Raw genomic sequence first — 19266 nt, 5'->3', positions numbered from 1 at the left:
TATAAATTTAATGGCTAAAAAAATTAAGTGGAGAAAACATGTCAAGTATGAGCAGTGTGGCAGGACTATCAAAATACATCAAAACCCTGCCAAAAACCAAATTTACAATAATTGGAATATTAATAATAAGTTTTTTAATCGGTAGTACTTATTACTTAATTGATTTAGTGCCAAACCAAGGAATTATACTCGATTTCATATATGGAGGATTATTCGGATTTATGGTCTTGGGTGTCGCTTCCATCATGAGCGGAGCGCTGAATCAGCAGGTGATAAAGTCACTTCATGGAATAAATTTGAAAATCAAGCATTCAATGTTCCTGTCAGGACTTTCAATGTTTATATTAGGAATCTTTATCCTTGGAGGCTGCGTTGTCTCCAGAATCCTGAATGTTGACATTTTTGTCAATTCAGCATTATTCGGATTGGTTATAGTGTATGGATTCAACACATTGGTCTTCTGGGCCACATCCAAAGTCAGATTCACTGTAGCTGCCATAACAGGATTCATTCAGCCAGTGCTCATTGCGACAATGTACATTCTCATATCCTTCCTGTTTATCGACACCAGTTTCATGGGACCTGTTCTCATTCAGGTAATATTCAAGACACTGGTGGCTTCCATAATATTCGTTTTAGCCATTTATGCATTCATTACAGTTATTGCTTCCCCATTCAAGAAAAATCTGGGAATTGGGGTTCTTGATTTGCTAAGCCTGTTTATTGCACATATGAATGAGGGATCAAACTCACTTGAGGGACTTTTTGAAAACATGAGTGAGGCAATCGATACCCTTGTATCATTCGTCAGTTTCAAGGGCGAGAATGGAATTAAGGCACTTTTCATATCCCCATGCGTGCATCCAGGTCCATTGGGAGACATTGGAGGCTCAAACATGCCAACCATTCTTGCAAATAAATTCGACCATTTCACAATGGTTGCTCATGGTCCGTCAACACATGACTTCAACCCGATTGCAGTGTCTGAAATTGACAAGATAGAAGATGCAGTGAAAGATGGCCTTGAAAGAGTGGAATACTCTGAAAATGCAAGCCGATTCGTAAGATACAACTCCAAAAAGGCAAACATTGGTGTGCAATTCTTCAACAAAGGAATGGTGATACTTTCCACATTTGCACCTGAAGCGGTTGACGACATTGAATTCGGTGTGGGACTTACCATGATGGCTCAAAGCAGAAGCAAATGCAGTGTTGAGGACTCAATCATTGTTGACTGTCATAACTCCTTCACTCCGGAAAGCGGAGAGGTTCTGCCTGGAAATTCTGAGGTTTTCCAACTGATTGACGTTATCGACAAGATAGACCCTAACCAGGAAACCCATGAAATCAGGGTCGGATGCTACGAGGACACTATGGGAGACCTTGACAAGCATGAGGGAATTGGTGAAAGCGGAATAAAAACCATGGTCATTGAAGTTGCAGGCCAAAGAACAGCTTATGTCCTATTCGATTCCAACAATATGGAAATAGGATTCAGGCAAGAGATTATCGATGCTGTAAGTGATCTGGAAATAGATGAGATTGAGGTAATGACAACAGACACACATACAGTGAACACACTTTCAAGAGGATACAATCCAATTGGAATTGCAAAAAGACCTGAAATAATTGAATATGTAAAAATCAGTATCAATGAAGCCATTAAAGACTTAGAAAAAGTAGAAGTTGGAACTGGAACTAATAAAATTGAGAATCTCAACACTTTCGGTCCGAAGAATTCAACCGAATTAATATCAACAATCAGCTCAGTGGTTGCGGTCAGTAAGATTATAGCTCCAGTCTTGCTTATCACAGCATTATTAATAGTATTTATATGGATATTCTTTGGTGGATTATAGGTACATTACAAATAATGTGTATGCAATAACCCAGGTGAAGTAAAACGGTGCAATTCCGTCCCATAACCATTGGGAGAATCCGGAAATTTCATCTCCAGCAATCTTTTGACAAAATTGACCAACGAAATATAGAATAATTACTGCTACAAAGAATGCAAATACATCATTTTTGAATCCTAACCAACCTAAGGAGAGGGCAGCTGAAACCAATGCAGCGATAAGTCCAAAAACAATGTGAATACTTGTAATTTTAATAGTTATGTCCATTCATATCCTCCATGTAAATTAAATAGATTAATATAATTTTAGTTATTATAATATATTAAAGTATTGATTAAATAAGGTGTTAAACTATGAAATCCATGTCTAATGTAGACATTTATACAGTAAGTAATGAATTGAATAATTTATTGAGCGGTGCTAGAGTCGACAAATCATTTCAACCAACTAAGGATATTGTTGTAATGAGATTCCATGTTCCTGGAACCGGAAGAGTGGATTTGGTAATGCAATGTGGCTCCAGAATACACACTAGCCAATACCCATTGGAAAATCCGACCACCCCGCCAACATTTCCTATGCTTTTAAGAAAAAGGATAAAAGGAGCTCACGTTGAAAGCATAAAGCAGCACAACTTTGATCGTGTTGTGGAGATAAGAGTCAAGAAGGACAAGTACTACACTGTCATCGTCGAACTCTTCGACAAGGGAAACATCATTCTTCTGGATGACGAAAACAATATCATCCTGCCTCTTAAAAGAAAACACTGGAGTACCAGAGACATCAGCTCCAAAAGGGAATACATTTTCCCGGAAGAGCGTGGAATAAATCCGTTGACAGTCACTGAGGATGAGTTCAAGGAACTGTTTAAAGACCCTGAAAGCGATGCTGTAAGGACATTGGCAAAAAACGGTCTTGGAAGCTTGTATGCTGAAGAGATAATCAAGAGAGCCAATGACAACATTGAAGTTGACAAGAACACTCCAAACAGTGAAATAACAGAAGAGCAAATTGTGGAAATATATAATGCGTTTAAAGGATTATTCGATAGTTTAACACAGGAATCCATCAAGCCACAAATTGTCAAGAAGGATACAAAGGAAGATGTGGTTGCCCTTGACCTCAAGAAGTATGATGATTTTGAAAAAACATACTATGAATCATTCAATGAGGCATGCGATGAGTTTTACTCAAAAAAGGTCAACACTGACATAAAGAATGTCAAGGAATCAGCATGGAACAAGAAAGTAAAGAAGTTTGAAAAAAGATTGCATTTACAAGAAGAAACACTCGATAATTTTTACAAGACCATTGAAGATAGCCAACATAAAGGAGAGGTTATCTATTCTAATTATCCGACCATTGAAAACATCATTAATGTTGTAAACCAGGCAAGGAGTAACGACTACTCTTTCAAAGAAATTGGCAAAACATTGAAAAAAGCCAAGAAGGAAGGAATGGCAGAAGCCCAGATTTATGAAAGCATTGACAAGATGGGTGTTTTGACACTTAACATTGACGATACATCACTAATCATTGATCCAAAATTGACAATAGCTGAAAATGCTGAAAACTACTATGAGAAAGCTAAAAAGGCTAAAAGAAAAACCAAAGGTGCATTGATAGCTATTGAAAATACCAAAAAACAGCTTGAAGACATCAGGGCCAAAAAAGACATTGCCATGGAAAACATTGCAGTGCCTAAAAAGAGGGTCAAGAAGAACCTCAAATGGTATGAAAAGCTTAGATGGTTCATAAGCTCAAACAACATCCTTGTTGTAGGAGGCCGTGACGCAAACAGTAATGAGAACATTGTCAAGAAATATCTTGAGCCTAACGACATTTACCTGCATGCAGATATACACGGTGCGACTTCAACCGCAATAAAACTTAACGGCCAGAAATTAAATGACACAATCCTTAAAGAATCCGGGGAGTTTGCAGCATCATTTTCATCTGCTTGGTCAATGGGCTTCACATCCCAGGACGTCTTCTGGGTCCATCCGGACCAGGTGTCAAAAACCCCAGAAGCAGGAGAGTTTCTGGCAAAAGGATCATTTGTGATAAGGGGACACAGGAACTATATCAGAGGAGCCAGGGTAAAGCTTGCTATTGGAATAGTGGACTATGAAGGAAAAAGAATAATGGCAGGGCCGATAGAGGCAGTTGAGGCACATTGTGATAATTATGTTGTTATCAAACCGGGCTTTACCAAAAAAGAAGCCATTGCCAAAAAGATTATTGGAAGAATAAATGAGGATGACCTGTTAACACTTGATGACATAATCAGAGTGTTGCCATCCGGAAAATGCGATATTGATGAAGAATATCATCAAAGAAAAAAATATGAAAGGAATTAATCCTGATAATCTTCAGGATTATATTCAAAATATTCATTAGGATTCATAACCACTACATCAATGTTAGGGTTGAATTGACTAACGAAATTAGCAAAAATAGCTGGATCTTGTTCTATCGGTGGGAATGTATTGTAATGCATTGGAATGACCACTTTAGGATTCATCCACATAGTACCGAGTGCAGCTTCGAAAGGACCCATAGTGAACTTGTCACCAATTGGAACCATCACAACATCAGGCTTGTAGATTGCACCTACAATGTCTTTCATGTCACCGAACAGTCCAGTATCACCACAATGATAAATCTTTGTTCCGTCTTCGAATGTTATTAAAAAGCTTGCAGCAGTGCCTCCAGGAACGATTTCTTCAACCATGTCAATATCTGAAGAGTGTTTCGCTTCAAGCATTGTGAACTTAATGTTTCTGAAAATGAAAGATCCACCAATGTTAACGCTAATGTTTCTTATCCCTTGTTGAGCTAAAAAGAGTGATATTTCATGGATACATGCAATTGGAGCATTGGTACTGTTTGAAATTTCCAATGCATCACCGAAATGGTCTGAATGTCCATGAGTAAGTAATATTATATCCGGATTCAATTCCTCAACCGGAACATCACAAGTAGGGTTATTGCTGATGAACGGATCAATGAGAATTCTTACATCGTCATCGGTAATTATCTCAAATGCAGAATGTCCCAACCATCTTATTTCCATTATGCTACCCCGCCGGTTGCATTAGCCATGAGAACTGAGTCATCAAGGTTGGATGCAATATTCCAAGTCTTTTCAAAGTCGGCACGAATGCTTGAAATGGAATTTCTGTCATTGTATATAGCTCCGTATTCCATATCATTGCTGCCTTCTGAAATAATCATCGCATATGAATCATCAGTAATCAAGTTGATGGCATGCACTTTAGGCACGGTCTTGATATGTACCCCTTGTTTTAGGAGGGAAGATATCAGGAACATGTAGGACATGTCTGAAACGTCAAATTCGTTGATGATCACTCTGGAATAGATTGTTGGCACATGAGATAAAAACCTGTCTGATAAGTCTTTCAATGATGGAATTTCAAGCATGATTTCCTTATTAACATTAACTGCCAAGTTTTCAAATGCTTCCTGTGAAGTTAATACACCAGTGTCTGAGAGCACGTAGCTGTTGAGGGATTTTGGAATTGGTAAACTTTCAGGATTGTTCACGTCAATCTTGATATCCCTTGCAGGCACTTCAGGAGCAATCTTGGTTGGAGCTTCTAAAACCGGCTCTAAAACAGGTTCAAGAACTGGTTCCTCTTCAGTCAATGCACGTTGAATCTCTTCCGTCTTGTTGACAGGTTCAACAATGAATTCAGGACTTTCTTGAGGAACGTACTCGCCACTGCGTCTTTTAGGAGACCTTGTGACCTTTAAAGGTTTGCCGTAATGAGGAGTAAATTCAAGTTGCTTGTCAAAGTTAACTTCGCTTTCACTTTGAGGAACAACATTCAATACAGCTTTTGGATTGTCCTTTAAAGATGAGCCAAAAAATTCGCTTGTAGAAGAGTCTGGGTAGTCATCAACTACAATATCATCATAAGATATTTCATCAAAATCATTATAATCTCTTCTGACTTTTAAAGGTCCTTCAGTTTCTTCGGATTTCCTATCAAATCCTTTGAATGAAGGAGAGCCATTCTCACGAGATTCTATAAATTCTTTAATCATGTCAGTAGTTCTGGTAGCATTTGAATCTACGAAATAGCTAACAATTATTATCACTCCAACAATTGCGATGATTACACCGACTATTAAGAGAATGTCTATCAAGTTGTAGACACTAGTTTCATATGCTAGGAGAATACCGATTACAAATAAAATAAAACCTGAAACTAATTTTATTGTATTTCCCACGTTTTCACCCTTATCAATTATTATCACTCTATTATTTAACTATTATTTTATTTATTCGAAACCATTTATAAAGTTAATGGAAAAAATAGGAAAAAATTGATAGAAAAAATATTTAAGTAATACTTTTTATTAAAATAGTAATATTAATATAGTATAAAAACCTATATGAAATTGGTGAGAAAAATGAGCAAACTGAAAAAATTCATGAATGAAAATTCCGGCCAGGGTGCCGCCGAATACATTCTCCTATTCGGAGGAGTTATTGTTATTGCACTACTCGCATTAACAATATATAGGTCATATATGAACACAAGTGATGTCAGCCTCAAGGCAAAAGATGACATCATTGATGTGAGAAACACCATACTCGACAACAGGACCCATGTTTAGAAAACCAGACAATAAGGGTCAGGGAAGCGCAGAACTAATCCTGATAGTTGGAGGATTGATCATAATCGTGCTTCTAGTCGGAAGTTATATGTCTAATATAACTGAAAAAACACAAAATAACATTCAAAACTTATTAAAAACAGAAAAAGATTCATTAATAAATAAAATATGAAAAATGAGAGTATCACTCTCTATTTTCCAACCAATAAACTATCCAATATTTCTTTCCATGATTCAGAATTAACATTATTCAATTTCATTGCTGTTCTGGACACGACTCTAATATTTTGTGGACATGCATTTACACAGGCACCACATAAATTACAGAAGTCCAGGTTAGTAACAGATTTTCCATCAACAATTTCTACTGCATTACATGGACATACATCAAGACATGCGTGGCATGAGTCCCCTTTACAAACCTTTTCATCACTTTCAACCAATTCCAAAGTACCTTCAAATGGTTTAGTGATATTGATTGCATCAACTGGACATATTTCAGAACACCATGAACAGTTTACGCAGGTTCTTTCTAAAATGAATGTTTCACCAGTAATTTCAGGAGCAGGAATTTCATCTCTCAACATACAAGTAGAACAGATTTGTTTAATTGCATTTTCAGGACATACTCTCTTACAAACTCCACAGAAAATACATTTTGATAGGTCGACTTCAATTGAATTGTTCAACAAGTCACTTGTTGATGTTGGAACATTTTTAACTGTAATAGCTCCAGCAGGACACATATCTGCACAGAAAGAACAGTAAATACAATCGTCTTCATTGATTTCGATTTCTCCTCTAACCAGATCAACCGGATTAGGGAGCTTTCTTTCAAAGAGAATTGAATCCCTCGGACATGCCGAATAACATCTACCACAATACACACATTCTTCATCATCAACACTTGATTCAACATCCCAACTAGGATACTCATCCATTTCTTTAATATCAGTGCCATCGATAGTTAATGATAATGAATCAAATGGACAAGCCACTGAACACAATCCGCATAGCACACAAGAATCTGCAGTGCAGGAAACCAAATCCATTTCAATTAATCCACGTGCAACAGGCACGATAGGACCCAATCTTAACGAATCGGTTGGACATACATTTACACATATTCCACAGCCAACACAGTTTGAGTCTTTGTATGACAAGATACGGTGCTCTACACCCTCTCTTTCAACATTAAACATATTATCCCTCATGCTTTAGAAATGGCTTGATTTGGACAATTTTGTATGCAAAGATCACAATCATCACAATTTTCAGGAACTATTTTTACGTCCCCGTCTTCTTCTATGATTGCTCCTTGTTCACAAAGTTTAATACATAATCCTTGCACTGGACAATCTTGGATGTGTCCGCAAGCATCAGCGTCTATTTTTACTGCCATATAACCACCTCAATTTACATAAAAAAATTTTTTATGTCAATTAAATATTTATCGAAATGAATATATAAACATATCGATATATTTTCCGATTATTCGATGAAATTCCCTTTCTGATTTATTTCACCACTCCTAATTCGTGTGGAGGAAATGGGATTTCCATCATAAGCTAAGACGAAGCTAACAACAACAATATCCAAAGGTTTCATACCTTTTGAAATTCTAATCTTATTGATTTCAACTGCAGTAGGTTCAGTCTCCTCGCTGACAACGATAGCATCAAAATCGGCATCATAAATTGTTGTCCCATACGGGTCTTCTAAAGGAATGACTATAAAATTAGATCTCTCGGCAAAAAAAGACTTTAAATTACTCATTCTCTCTTTACAAGAATCAATGTCTCCTTTCAAACCGCCAAAAGCATCGGAAGTGACTCCAATTTCAATTTCATCACCTATCTCAAAGGCAGTTGATAACAATTTCTTATGACCGTCATGAAACTTGTCGAAAGTTCCCCCAACAGCCACTTTACTATACTTTTTAGAATTCATGATATTGTCCTAACATTAACTTGTGATTAAATGTATATTAGAACTATTTTATAAAATTAGCTATAAAAAAAGAAAATTATTAAAAAAATTAAAAAAAGGAGATAATTAGAATGAAATACTTGATGAAAAACTCTCAAGTACATATGTGTTTGTATTCCAATTAGCTACCTTACCTAACGAGTTTCTAGAACTTGTAGTATCTGCAACAGTCCATGTATTTCCAATCAATACCTGAGCAAATACATGCCCGAAAGTGTTTCCACTTGAGAAGGTACATTTTGCATGGACATATCTGGTTGCCAGACCTGCGGCCCTAAACATTGCCACAGTTAAGTGTGCTTGATCTACACAATTTCCAGATTTAGCATTTAATGTGCCTACAGCACCATATCTTGTGTTGTAATAGAAACTGTAAGAAATCTTGTCCCTTACATAATTGTAAATGGCACTTGCCTTTTCCTTTTCGGTTTTACAATCCTTGGTCAATTTTGTGACCAGTTTTTTGATTTTAGCATTGTTAACTTCACAGTTCTTGGAAGCTGCAAGATATGCTGCCAAAGCAGTGATTGTATTTTTCATGTTCATAGCTCCTTTTGCTGAAGAAGTTGAACTTGATAGGGATTTTACAGCAATGTATGAAGGCATTTTATCTTTCTTGTCATATGAAACAAGTACCTTTGCAAATGCACTTACAATACCCTTGTAACCTATTTTTCCGATTTTGGAATTTACATAGTTAGGCAATTTGCCTTTAGATTCTGCGGTCTTTACAACACTTTTTGCAACACTAAGATAATCCTTCAGATAACCTAAATCAGTCGCTGCCTTAGGGCTGGACGGATTGGTTAAAATCTTAATGGAGATTGAATTTTTACTTCCATCTTTCAAGTTTACAATAGCCTTGGAAGCCAAATATAAATAATCTGCAGTCTTTACTGACACATCTCCGAGTTTTACTGATGAAGGCAATTTCGCATGTTCTGAAATGTACTTTTTAACTTTCTTTGAAGCCTCAAGTATTTCTTTTAGGGATACCTTATTAACAGCATAAATCTTTGCTGAACCATCAGCAGAACCATGGTTGAACTTAATGTTGTGAGTACCTTTAGAAACTACACCTAAACTGACTTTAGCTATACCTTTGGAGTCTGTCTTGACAGTTGTGTCCTTTCCATCGAAAGTGAAAACAACATCCTTGTTTGCAGCCACATTATTCTTTTCATTGACTAACTTGACTGAATAGGTCGCCTTACCATTAGCTGAGATATAAGCGTTTTTAGCAACGAACTTGTATCCCTTAACCAGAAGTGTCTTAGTGACCACACTGGATTTGTAACAAGGGTCTGCCAAATAGGTTTGAATCTTATATGATCCTGCTCCATTGGTAATTTTCAACTTAGCTACACCATTTGCATCAGTTTTGTAAAGATATGGCTTGCCGCCTATGACGGATTTGACAGTCACGTCCTTAAGGACCTTACCTGATTTATCCTTGACAGTCACCTTGTAAGTGGAACCGTCATTGGCTTTCATTGTTAAGTCACTGGCACTTACTTTAGCAGTCAGTTTAAGGATTATGACCCTGTTTGAACCGGAACTATAATCCTTTGCCCCTTCAGTAGAATGGGAATATTTCACCAAATAATTGCCCGGCTTAACATCCTTTAAGGAGACATAGACATTACCGTTCTTGTTAGTCTTGTAAGTTTTGGTTTCACCATGGAACTTAATCTTGACTTGCTTATTGGCTAACTCCTTGCCGTCACTGTCGGTTAGTTTTACCTTGAATTTTGATCCGTCCTTGTAATCAACAACAGTAATCTTTGATTCGAACTTTGTTGTTGGCTTTGCAACAACAAGTTTTGCACTGCCTGAATCAGAATAGTAATTGTCACTACCATCGTACTCATAGTTGATTGTGTAGGTACCTTTAGCAAGAACAGGAATAGTTATGGTAGCTTTCCCATTCGCATTAGTCTTTGCGGTTACTTTCTTATCATCATAAGTGAAGGTGATTTTCTTATTCTTAAGCAGGTCATTATGTTTTGATTTAAGGGTTACGCTAAAAGAGCCTTTCTTGTTAGCGTGGATATAGGTTTTTGCCTTTGATCCAATATCAGTCTTTTCCTTTTTCACGGTGACCTTGTGTGAAACCTGTTCACCTGAATAAGGATTGATTGCAGTGATTGTATACTTACCTACATGCAACTTGATATTGAGGCCAGCAACACCGTTACTGTCTGTGGTTTTAGTGTAGGTCTTGCCGTTTACTTTGAAAGTGACCTGGGTATTTGCCAATACGCCATTGTCTTTCCAAAATTTAACGCTATATTTAGATGTTTGTCTATAAGTTTTTGTTAAATCACTTCCAACTGCAGAAGATAACACTTTAACTTTCTTGGAAAGTGAGGATGAAGAGTAACCTGAACTTCCGGCATAACTTATGATAACGCTGTATGAACCAACCCTCAAGCTGGCTGCCTTGATTAATGCAATACCTTCATCATTGGTATATGCGGAATAGGTTTTCTTGTTCACTTTTAAAGAAACTTTCTGATTTTTTAAAGGGTTACCTGAATCGTCTTTCAAAGTAACTTTGAAGTAAGTGGCCGCCTTGTTATAATGGGCATTTACCACAGTTAACTTTGTAGATACTGGAGCAGAACTTTTGGATGAACTAGCAGCACCAACCATGTCATCACTTGAACTTACAGAAACAACACTATCGATACTTGAACTAGATGTGGTTAAATTATCCTGATCTACTACATCAGCATTGGAAGTTAAATTTTGATTATCCTCATAATATGAATCGGCACTGGAATTGAGCACCTCATCATCAGGATAACTCCCCAAATTATCATCATGAGAATTAACTATATTAGTTTCTGAGATAGAATCCTCGCTAGAAATTTCTAATTTATTTTGTGTGGACAATGCATCAGCACCGTCACTTATTAAATTTGAATCTTCTGTATCTGAAACATTGATTGATTCTGTTGCACTAACAGTTCCTAATGCTAGGAAAAACATTAACACAAGAGATATCAATAATGTCTTATTTTTTATCGAAATTTTTCCACCTCTTGGTTCTCATTACGAAAATTTTATAGTAAAATATGATTATACTAACATATAGTATTTCATAATGAGTGGATAAAAATTATTTTTTTTATCTTATATAAATGTTTTTAAAACTTAAAAATATGAAAAACTCATTAAAATTGCTCAAATGAATCAAAAAAGGATATAAGTAACCATAAATTACAAATAAACTAATAAATATCATAAAATTAATTATGATTGAACAAAATTTCTTAAATCTGAAATAAAATTTTAAAAAAACACTAAAAATGGATATTTAAATATAAAATGCACTTATAAGTAAAATCATTAATTGTGATAAAATTAAAACAAATTTCAATTAATTATTGTTCAGATTAAGAAAAATTATACGAAATGACATTATTAAATTAAAAATAACTTATTTAATTAAAAAAAGACAAAATACTATGTAGAGCCCTCAAAAAGATGATTTGATGTTAAGTGAAATGAACATATTCAAAAAAGATTATAAGCAGGTGGATATGCGATTTGGATTGTGCTATCCCAATGTTTATAGAACCGCAATGTCTTCATTAGGTTACAATATATTGTATAATTGCATCAATGAGCGTGAAGACACTTGGTGTGAAAGGATAATTTTTCCTAGCGTCAATTCATTGGAATCAAATACTCCAAGCAGGCATTTTGACATATTGAGCTTTACCCTTCAGTTTGAGGAAGACTATTTCAATTTATTGAAAATGTTGAAAGAAGCTCAAATTCCTCTTAAAAGAAGCGAACGTGGAGATGAGGACCCGTTAATAATTGCTGGAGGGCCCTGCGCAACCGCAAACCCAATGCCGTTATCAGATTATGTTGATGTTTTCATCATTGGGGAGGCAGAAAATCTCATAAACGATTTTATTGACGCTTACCTGTCAAATCCCGATAAGAACCTGGAAAAGTTCCTGGATATCGAAGGAGTCTACATTCCGGAATATGACAACAAAACAAGCATTGCAATCGTTGAGGATCTTGACAAGACATATCACATCACACACCCAATAGTGAGCGATAGCGATGATGATGATTTCATGAGTGTCTTCAACAACACAATCATGCTGAACGTTTCAAGGGGATGTACACGAGGTTGCAGGTTTTGCATGGCAGGTTACCTCTACAGGCCGATGAGGCAATGTGACCCTGAACATCTAATCGACATTGCAGTTGAATGTCGAAAGAATTCTGGACTGAATAAGATTACATTGATTGGTGCAGCAGTTTCAGATTATGATCATCTGGATGAACTTATTGACGGACTTGAAAGTGAAGGGTTTCAGATTTCAACACCATCACTGAGAATCGAATCAATTACACGCCACACTTTAGAAACTTTAAAAAACAGTGGACTAAAAACAATTACCCTAGCACCGGAATCAACAAGCACCCTAAGAAAAGTCATAAATAAGCATATACTGGAAGAGCAAATTTTTACAGTAATAAAAAATGCCGTTGATTTGGATTTCAATATCAAACTATATTTTTTGATTGGAATTCCAGGTGAGACCATGGATGACATTCATGAACTTTGTGAGTACATGAAAAAGATTGCTGATATGCACCATAATCCAAAAAGAGTGAAATTCAGTGTCAATCCAGTTATTCCAAAACCCCATACACCATTACAATGGGAGGGTTATGATTTTAAAGATGTTAAAAAGAAAATCCGATATATTCAAAAGGAAATGAAAAATTATAATATTAAGTGCGAAAGTCCTAAAAAAGGACTAATCCAATATACCCTCTCTTGTGGAAATAGACAAGTTGGTGCAATTATTGAGAAAAGCTTATCAAAAAATGTTATACTAAAAGAATGGAGAGATATAGCTCCAAAATATAATATAGATGATCCACTGCCTTGGGACAATATTGATGCCGGTGTAGATAAAAAATTTCTGAAAATAGAACATAGGCGATTGAGAAATCTCAAGCAAACACCATGGTGTGAAACCTGCCCATGCTATAACTGCGGGGCATGTGAAAAATAATTACTAGAAAAAAATAAATTTACTATAATAATATATAATATAATAAGCGAGGCAAAATTTATGATAAATCCAGCAAGCAGAACAAAAAAGATTGAATTGTCACAAATAAGAAAGATGTTTGAAGCAACCAAACCAGGTGCAATTAACCTGGGAATTGGAGAGCCAGATTTTGATGTTCCACAAAACATCAAGGATGCAATGAAAAGATCAATTGATGATAATGATACCCATTACAGTCCCAACCTTGGATACATTGAACTGAGAGAGGAAATAGTTAAGAAATTCAAGAATGACAATGGGATAAACACAACACCTGAAAATGTCATTGTTACCGTTGGAGCAAGTGAAGCATTATATGCAAGTACACAGGCATTCATAGAAGCAGGCGATGAAGTGATTCTGCCTGACCCAAGCTTCCTGTTATATGAAGCCATACTCAACATATCCGGAGGAACAATCGTGCCTGTTGACTGCAAAATGGAAAATGAATTCAAGTTAAAGGCCGATGATGTGGCAGAAAAGATAACTGACAAGACAAAAGCAATTATCCTAAATACACCATCCAACCCAACCGGTGCGGTAATGGAAAAGGAAGACATCAAAGCAATAGCTGATTTATCAATGGACCATGATTTTCTAATCATTTCAGATGAAATCTATGAAAAAATTATCTATGACAAGAAACATCACTCTCCAGGAAAATACAGTGACAATGTAATTACAATCAACGGATTTTCAAAAACATATGCAATGACAGGACTGAGAGTCGGATACCTGACTGCAAATGAGAATATTACTGAAGAGATATTCAAAATCCATCAAAACAGCATAGCCTGTGCAAATTCAACTGCACAAAAAGGTGCATATGAAGCATTGACAGGTCCTCAGGATGAGGTTAATAAGATGGTGAATGAATTCCAAAACAGGCGTGACCTCGTAGTTTCCAGATTAAATGAAATGGGCTATGAAACCGTAAAAGCCGAAGGAGCATTCTATGTATTCCCTAAAATAGAAGATAAAGACTTCGTTAAAAAGGCTGCAGATGCAGGAGTCATTACCGTTTCAGGAGCTGCATTCGGATCAAACGGCGAAGGCCATGTAAGAATGTCCTACGCCAATTCCTATGAGAATATTGAAAAAGCTATGAACATATTAGAAGAGCGTGTAGTTAATGGATGAATTGAGAAGTGCCGGCGGTAAGAAAGCTGCAAAAGTGGCAATAATTGCTAATTGCGTTTTGACAGTTTTAAACATTGCTGTTGGAATAATGTCTGGAAGTTATGCATTGGTTTCTGAAGGTGCCCATACCCTTTCAGATGTAGCAACTTCAATTATTGCATATCTAGGATTTGTAATCGGTCAAAAGCCAGCGGATAAAGAGCATCCAATAGGTCACGGCCGTGCAGAAGCAATCAGCGGATTGGTTATTGTAATATTTTTAGTAGTTGTTGCCTATGAAATCATCACAGGCGCATTAGACAAGATACTCAATCCAGGATTGATTACAGTACCGGATATTTTCGCAGCAATAATGGCAACAGTCGGAATACTTGTCAATCTAAAGATAAGCGATTATATAATAAGCATTGGAAGAGAAATCAACAGTCCTGCAATCGTTGCTGATGGAAAGCATCAAAAAACAGATATTTTCTCATCAGTAGCAGTACTTGTTGGAGTAGTTGTCTCCAATATGGGATTTCCAATATTGGATCCGATAATTGGATTAATAATAGGATTGTTGATTATAAAAACAGCATATGAAATCGCTAAGGAAAACATTGACAACATCATGGGCAGAATACCATCTGAAAATCTGATAAAACAAGTTGAAAAAATCGCAAACAATACAGCAAAAACCAATACCGCCCACAATGTTAAAATCGATTATCTGGGCTCATATGCAACAGTAACATTACATATTGAACTCGATGGAGACATGACTCTACGAGAATCACATAAGATTGCACACGCAGTTGAGAACAATATCATCGAGGAAATTCCAATAATTAAATCAGCATTGGTACATACATGCCCTATTGGCGTGGACTATGACCATCATCAAGAAATAGATAAATAATAATTAAGCGCCGGGACGGGGATTTGAACCCCGGAGGTCATATGACCATCGGATTAGCAGTCCGACGCCGTACCAGGCTGGGCCATCCCGACATATAAAAAACAGTATATTACATTATATGTTAAAACTTATTTATAAAGTTAATCATTTATTTAAATGGCATGTGAAGGAGTGGACTAATCTCAAAAATATAAGTGATCTAAAAATCCAACTCCACCCCGGGATTCTACAAGCATTGAATGTTAACAGTAGAGCTGCTCCCTTCCGGGCCTGACCCGTTCCCATATCGAAGATGACTAATTTTTACCCTCCAGTAAAAACTTCACCACCACCAATCCTGCAGGACGAGGTTTCTATGTTGTTTTTCTAGGCTTATACTCTCTTAAAAAGCCGCCTCCTAAACTTCAACCGCACCAAAGGGGGTGTGTGCTTACAGAGGACCCCTAACCCTCCAGTCTAGCCAAATATAATATATGATTTTAATATTATATAAATGTTAGTAAAAACCTATCAAATCGATGCAAAAACAAAGGAAAAAATAATAAAAAAATATTTTCTAGAAAAAAATTTTCTTACAGTAACTCGTTAAAAAACAGTAAAATTTAAAAAAATAAAATAAAAAAAGAGATAATTAGAATATCTCTTGAATAATATCCCCGTCAGAAATTATGCCCACTAATTTACCATCTTCAACAACAGGAAGTTGGTTTAATATGCCTGAAGAAGAAACGCCCTCTTTCATTACTTCAATAGCTTTTTCAATAGTGTCATCAGGAGATATTGTGACCACTGAAGTGATCATTATCTCTTCAACGCTAGTGCCCAACTCATACTTGTCAAGTATCAAGTTATGGCCCACATCTGTTGCAGTTATTATTCCAATCAACTTATCATCTTCCACTACAGGAAGAGCGCTGATTTTATATTTCATCAGTTTCTCAAATGCATACACCACATCTATGTCTGAGGTTGTAGTGATAACATCTGTTGTCATTATTTCCCTAACTTTCTTGTTCCTCATTATCAACACCACCAAACTCATTGAGAATATCATTAACCATAATGTCAATGGTTTCATTAATATCCACGTTATTGATTATACGAGTATCATGAATCTTTGCCTGATCAACTAAAAAATTTTGTGTTTTTCTTATTGTTTCAAAATTATCCATATACCTTTCCAAGGACCTTTTCACCCAAGGCTGCCTACATCTTGAATAGAACCTTTGCTTATGTGCTTCATCATCTTCAACAGTCAATGTGAAAATGATAATGTTATTGTTCTCCATCAGGTCCTTTCTGATGAAACCCGGAACAATATGCACGCCTTCAATAATTGTACTTATTCCCTCTTTTACAGAACGTTCGATAATTGCCTCAATACCAACATTAACAACATCCACATGACTGATAAATCCTTCAATGACGGAATCTATCCTGATGGATGGAGTTCTGATAGCCTCGTATGCATCGAAACTAGATTTATGAATTACTGGACTTAATTCCTTTGAAACAATCTTACGCATTACTTCACGAATCATGTCTGTACTGATAAGGTTTTTTAATCTTAAGCGATTAGCCAGTTCGAATGCCATTGAAGATGTACCAACCCCTGATGCACCACCAATGAGAATAATCAATGGCTTTTTAGAAGTTCTAAGTGATCTCCAATTCTTATATTTTAAGGCAATTTCAGGGTCAATCTTATTTAGATGATTTAAAACAACATCCGCCAAATCCAAACTGGAAATTTCTGTGATGTCGTCTTCAACTAAACGGGATTCAATATCGCTGGCGATACTGTGAGCCCTTTCTATACCAATATCTGCAACATTAAGAGAACGAGACATTATTCCTTTGGAAAATGGTTCCTTATACTTTTTCCCATCTACTTCTCCAGTAACCCAAATCATAATAATCACTTCTTAATGTATATGAGTAACTATCTAAAATTAATATTAAATAAAATTTGTTATTTAATTCTGACAAGAAAAATTAAGTAAAAATAAAAAAAAGAGAGAATAGATATCTATTCAGCTAATGAAATAATATCTATGTCATAATTTGAGCCGTCTTTAACATCAATTAAAACAGCACCATTATCTTTAAGCATACCTGGATTTGCTACATCAGTAATATTTCCAATCTTACTTAATGATCTTGCTTCGTGAATGTGACCGCATAAGTTGATTTGAGGTTCAAATTCATGAATGGATTTTAAGATTCCAGGACTGCCCACATGTTCGCCGTCAGAAACCCTGTCAGCTTCAGTATTGAAAGGCGGAGCATGAGTAGCCAAGATTTTCACTTTAGGAACTTCTGAATTGTAGACATAATCATAATTCGCTAATAAATCATACACTTGCCTGTAGATTTTATCATCATCCATTTCACCGGGAGTATCGAATGGAGTTGGATTGGATCCGCCAAAACCAAAGAGTATTGCATCACCATAAGCAATAATGTTATTGTGAAGACAGAATGACACCTCATTAATGGCATTGCAGATTCCGTTAGGGTCACAGTTACCTGGAATGGCAATTACATCTACGCCACAGTCAGCAACTTTATTAATGAATGTTTCAACAAAATCCAAAGGTCCGAAGTCTGTAATATCTCCTAAAATCAAGACCAAATCAATGTCATTATTATTTAGATAAGTATATAAGTTTTCGTTTTCTTCTCCGTGAACATCACTAATAGCCAATATTTTAGTCATATAACCACCTTTAATTATTGTTCTAAAAAGAAAGATCCCATTTCCTTTAAACCTGTCTGGAGATCTTTTTTATCACCATGCAGTTCAACAGTCACATCGTCCTCGAATTCTATGATGAGACCATTCCACTCTGCAATTTCCTGAACTCTTTCCTCTGCCAATGGAACTTTCAAGTTGATTCTTCCTGTTGTCATTCCAGGAGGGGCATTCACAAGGAATTTTGACCTGGATTTAGGAAATTCAAAGACTTCCTCTCCACGCATGACCTTTTTCAATAAGTCAAGCCAATGGTCAGCATATTCATCCCCCTCTTCTTCTGCAATAGTCAAAAGAGTTCCTTGAATCTTATTTAAAGACATTTCAGCTTTAGCTAAACCGTTGATCAAATCTGGATGGGAAGGGTCCCTCTTATAGGAACTGATTGTAGACCTTATAAGTCCCATCTCCGGGTTAATTCCAGTTGGAATCTCATATCCCTTCTTGCTTAAGTCGGATATGAGATGGTGGAGAACTAACCAGTTTTGTTCAGAGGGTAAGCTCATAAATGTCCACCTATAATTTTTAAAGTAGTGTGATTGATTTTAGCGTCAGCATCTTTAAGTTCAGCTTCAATTTCACTGATGCTGTCATAAGCATCTAAGAACAGAACGTGATGAGTGGAAGTTCCAGCAATGTTTAGAATTGCGATTTCATCAGTTTCTTTGAGTTCTCTTTTATCAATAGTTGCTTTGAATTGAACATAAGGTTCATATTCTTCTGGTAAGTCAGAATATTTAAATATACCATCTAATGTTGCTACAAACATAATTACACCTCTATTTATGTATTACTTTATTTTATTTAGTTAATAGTATATAAACATGTTTACGAATTATTCGCATTCATACAAACAAAAAAAATAAATATAAAAAAAAATAGTTA

The 19266-nt window shown here is 36.0% G+C and carries 19 protein-coding genes, 1 tRNA gene and 1 other RNA gene; 7 read left to right on the top strand and 14 right to left on the bottom strand.

Annotation, left to right across the window (positions count from 1 at the left end; all coding sequences use genetic code 11):
* Positions 1 to 38 precede the first annotated feature (38 nt).
* Positions 39 to 1859 carry a DUF2070 family protein gene (locus E7Z78_RS03950; protein ID WP_303723887.1) on the top strand — a complete coding sequence of 607 codons (1821 nt, stop codon included), beginning with the start codon at positions 39 to 41 and terminating at the stop codon, positions 1857 to 1859.
* Here the strand turns inward: E7Z78_RS03950 and E7Z78_RS03945 are convergent.
* Positions 1854 to 2126 (bottom strand): hypothetical protein, encoded by a 273-nt coding sequence (locus E7Z78_RS03945; protein WP_303723886.1) that lies wholly within the window; start codon positions 2124 to 2126, stop codon positions 1854 to 1856. The genes E7Z78_RS03950 and E7Z78_RS03945 overlap by 6 nt on opposite strands.
* 86 nt (positions 2127 to 2212) lie before the next feature.
* Between E7Z78_RS03945 and rqcH the strand changes: the two genes are divergently transcribed.
* Entirely contained in the window at positions 2213 to 4219 is a 2007-nt protein-coding gene (rqcH, locus tag E7Z78_RS03940; protein ID WP_303723885.1) for a ribosome rescue protein RqcH, read from the top strand.
* Here the strand turns inward: rqcH and E7Z78_RS03935 are convergent.
* Both E7Z78_RS03935 and E7Z78_RS03930 read right to left on the bottom strand, forming a co-directional pair.
* Positions 4216 to 4935, bottom strand: coding sequence for a metal-dependent hydrolase (locus E7Z78_RS03935; RefSeq protein ID WP_303723884.1), 720 nt, complete (start codon positions 4933 to 4935; stop codon positions 4216 to 4218). The two genes, rqcH and E7Z78_RS03935, sit on opposite strands and share 4 nt — an antisense overlap.
* Positions 4935 to 6116 carry a hypothetical protein gene (locus E7Z78_RS03930; protein WP_303723883.1) on the bottom strand — a complete coding sequence of 394 codons (1182 nt, stop codon included), beginning with the start codon at positions 6114 to 6116 and terminating at the stop codon, positions 4935 to 4937. Before E7Z78_RS03930 ends, E7Z78_RS03935 begins: the two co-directional genes overlap by 1 nt.
* 183 nt (positions 6117 to 6299) lie before the next feature.
* On the opposite strand from E7Z78_RS03930, the gene E7Z78_RS03925 reads away from it, so the two are divergent.
* Positions 6300 to 6506, top strand: a complete 207-nt coding sequence (locus tag E7Z78_RS03925; RefSeq protein ID WP_303723882.1) for a class III signal peptide-containing protein — start codon at positions 6300 to 6302, stop codon at positions 6504 to 6506.
* Positions 6499 to 6678 carry a class III signal peptide-containing protein gene (locus E7Z78_RS03920; protein WP_303723881.1) on the top strand — a complete coding sequence of 60 codons (180 nt, stop codon included), beginning with the start codon at positions 6499 to 6501 and terminating at the stop codon, positions 6676 to 6678. Before E7Z78_RS03925 ends, E7Z78_RS03920 begins: the two co-directional genes overlap by 8 nt.
* A 19-nt stretch (positions 6679 to 6697) precedes the next feature.
* Here the strand turns inward: E7Z78_RS03920 and fwdF are convergent, their stop codons facing one another.
* The 4 genes from fwdF to E7Z78_RS03900 all read right to left on the bottom strand — a co-directional run bounded on the left by fwdF (position 6698) and on the right by E7Z78_RS03900 (position 11489).
* A complete protein-coding gene (gene fwdF, locus E7Z78_RS03915) occupies positions 6698 to 7708 on the bottom strand; it encodes a tungsten-dependent formylmethanofuran dehydrogenase subunit FwdF (protein WP_303723880.1) in 1011 nt (336 codons plus the stop codon).
* A gap of 8 nt (positions 7709 to 7716) precedes the next feature.
* Positions 7717 to 7908: a 4Fe-4S binding protein gene (locus E7Z78_RS03910; protein ID WP_295599042.1), complete on the bottom strand. Its 192-nt coding sequence runs from the start codon at positions 7906 to 7908 to the stop codon at positions 7717 to 7719.
* A gap of 89 nt (positions 7909 to 7997) precedes the next feature.
* Positions 7998 to 8456: a phosphopantetheine adenylyltransferase gene (locus tag E7Z78_RS03905; protein WP_303723879.1), complete on the bottom strand. Its 459-nt coding sequence runs from the start codon at positions 8454 to 8456 to the stop codon at positions 7998 to 8000.
* Between the two features lie 105 nt (positions 8457 to 8561).
* Positions 8562 to 11489: an Ig-like domain-containing protein gene (locus E7Z78_RS03900; protein WP_303723878.1), complete on the bottom strand. Its 2928-nt coding sequence runs from the start codon at positions 11487 to 11489 to the stop codon at positions 8562 to 8564.
* A 506-nt stretch (positions 11490 to 11995) separates the two neighbouring features.
* Here E7Z78_RS03900 and E7Z78_RS03895 point away from each other — a divergent pair.
* The 3 genes from E7Z78_RS03895 to E7Z78_RS03885 are packed head-to-tail and all read left to right on the top strand — an operon-like array spanning position 11996 to position 15626.
* Positions 11996 to 13549, top strand: coding sequence for a radical SAM protein (locus E7Z78_RS03895; protein ID WP_303723877.1), 1554 nt, complete (start codon positions 11996 to 11998; stop codon positions 13547 to 13549).
* A 60-nt stretch (positions 13550 to 13609) separates the two neighbouring features.
* Entirely contained in the window at positions 13610 to 14728 is a 1119-nt protein-coding gene (locus tag E7Z78_RS03890) for a pyridoxal phosphate-dependent aminotransferase (RefSeq protein WP_303723876.1), read from the top strand.
* Positions 14721 to 15626, top strand: a complete 906-nt coding sequence (locus E7Z78_RS03885) for a cation diffusion facilitator family transporter (protein WP_303723875.1) — start codon at positions 14721 to 14723, stop codon at positions 15624 to 15626. Before E7Z78_RS03890 ends, E7Z78_RS03885 begins: the two co-directional genes overlap by 8 nt.
* A gap of 8 nt (positions 15627 to 15634) precedes the next feature.
* Here the strand turns inward: E7Z78_RS03885 and E7Z78_RS03880 are convergent.
* The 7 genes from E7Z78_RS03880 to E7Z78_RS03850 form a co-directional block, all read right to left on the bottom strand.
* Positions 15635 to 15718, bottom strand: a tRNA-Ser gene (locus E7Z78_RS03880).
* A 61-nt stretch (positions 15719 to 15779) separates the two neighbouring features.
* Positions 15780 to 16093: signal recognition particle sRNA (gene ffs / locus E7Z78_RS03875), an RNA gene on the bottom strand.
* Positions 16094 to 16257: 164 nt separating this feature from the next.
* Positions 16258 to 16650: a CBS domain-containing protein gene (locus E7Z78_RS03870; RefSeq protein ID WP_303724001.1), complete on the bottom strand. Its 393-nt coding sequence runs from the start codon at positions 16648 to 16650 to the stop codon at positions 16258 to 16260.
* The gene (locus E7Z78_RS03865) at positions 16628 to 17539 is read right to left on the bottom strand and encodes a 2-phosphoglycerate kinase (RefSeq protein WP_303723874.1); all 912 of its coding nucleotides are present in this window, start codon (positions 17537 to 17539) and stop codon (positions 16628 to 16630) included. Before E7Z78_RS03865 ends, E7Z78_RS03870 begins: the two co-directional genes overlap by 23 nt.
* 116 nt (positions 17540 to 17655) lie before the next feature.
* Entirely contained in the window at positions 17656 to 18345 is a 690-nt protein-coding gene (locus E7Z78_RS03860) for a metallophosphoesterase (protein ID WP_303723873.1), read from the bottom strand.
* A gap of 14 nt (positions 18346 to 18359) precedes the next feature.
* Positions 18360 to 18887, bottom strand: coding sequence for a DUF2096 domain-containing protein (locus E7Z78_RS03855; protein ID WP_303723872.1), 528 nt, complete (start codon positions 18885 to 18887; stop codon positions 18360 to 18362).
* On the bottom strand, positions 18884 to 19150 hold the full coding sequence (locus tag E7Z78_RS03850) for a DUF749 domain-containing protein (RefSeq protein ID WP_303723871.1): 267 nt from the start codon (positions 19148 to 19150) through the stop codon (positions 18884 to 18886). The genes E7Z78_RS03855 and E7Z78_RS03850 overlap by 4 nt, the downstream gene beginning before the upstream one ends.
* Positions 19151 to 19266 lie beyond the last annotated feature (116 nt).

Source organism: Methanobrevibacter thaueri (genome assembly GCF_015062915.1).
Lineage (GTDB): Archaea > Methanobacteriota > Methanobacteria > Methanobacteriales > Methanobacteriaceae > Methanocatella > Methanocatella thaueri_B.
This window is presented reverse-complemented; position numbering and strand designations above follow the sequence as displayed.

Bases quoted from the DNA above. Each gene is read 5' to 3' on its own strand.
- E7Z78_RS03950 (WP_303723887.1), top strand. From the start codon at position 39: ATGTCAAGTATGAGCAGTGTGGCAGGACTATCAAAATACATCAAAACC.
- E7Z78_RS03945 (WP_303723886.1), bottom strand. From the start codon at position 2,126: ATGGACATAACTATTAAAATTACAAGTATTCACATTGTTTTTGGACTT.
- rqcH (WP_303723885.1), top strand. From the start codon at position 2,213: ATGAAATCCATGTCTAATGTAGACATTTATACAGTAAGTAATGAATTG.
- E7Z78_RS03935 (WP_303723884.1), bottom strand. From the start codon at position 4,935: ATGGAAATAAGATGGTTGGGACATTCTGCATTTGAGATAATTACCGAT.
- E7Z78_RS03925 (WP_303723882.1), top strand. From the start codon at position 6,300: ATGAGCAAACTGAAAAAATTCATGAATGAAAATTCCGGCCAGGGTGCC.
- E7Z78_RS03920 (WP_303723881.1), top strand. From the start codon at position 6,499: ATGTTTAGAAAACCAGACAATAAGGGTCAGGGAAGCGCAGAACTAATC.
- fwdF (WP_303723880.1), bottom strand. From the start codon at position 7,708: ATGTTTAATGTTGAAAGAGAGGGTGTAGAGCACCGTATCTTGTCATAC.
- E7Z78_RS03910 (WP_295599042.1), bottom strand. From the start codon at position 7,908: ATGGCAGTAAAAATAGACGCTGATGCTTGCGGACACATCCAAGATTGT.
- E7Z78_RS03905 (WP_303723879.1), bottom strand. From the start codon at position 8,456: ATGAATTCTAAAAAGTATAGTAAAGTGGCTGTTGGGGGAACTTTCGAC.
- E7Z78_RS03900 (WP_303723878.1), bottom strand. From the start codon at position 11,489: ATGTTTTTCCTAGCATTAGGAACTGTTAGTGCAACAGAATCAATCAAT.
- E7Z78_RS03895 (WP_303723877.1), top strand. From the start codon at position 11,996: ATGTTAAGTGAAATGAACATATTCAAAAAAGATTATAAGCAGGTGGAT.
- E7Z78_RS03890 (WP_303723876.1), top strand. From the start codon at position 13,610: ATGATAAATCCAGCAAGCAGAACAAAAAAGATTGAATTGTCACAAATA.
- E7Z78_RS03885 (WP_303723875.1), top strand. From the start codon at position 14,721: ATGGATGAATTGAGAAGTGCCGGCGGTAAGAAAGCTGCAAAAGTGGCA.
- E7Z78_RS03865 (WP_303723874.1), bottom strand. From the start codon at position 17,539: ATGATTTGGGTTACTGGAGAAGTAGATGGGAAAAAGTATAAGGAACCA.
- E7Z78_RS03860 (WP_303723873.1), bottom strand. From the start codon at position 18,345: ATGACTAAAATATTGGCTATTAGTGATGTTCACGGAGAAGAAAACGAA.
- E7Z78_RS03855 (WP_303723872.1), bottom strand. From the start codon at position 18,887: ATGAGCTTACCCTCTGAACAAAACTGGTTAGTTCTCCACCATCTCATA.
- E7Z78_RS03850 (WP_303723871.1), bottom strand. From the start codon at position 19,150: ATGTTTGTAGCAACATTAGATGGTATATTTAAATATTCTGACTTACCA.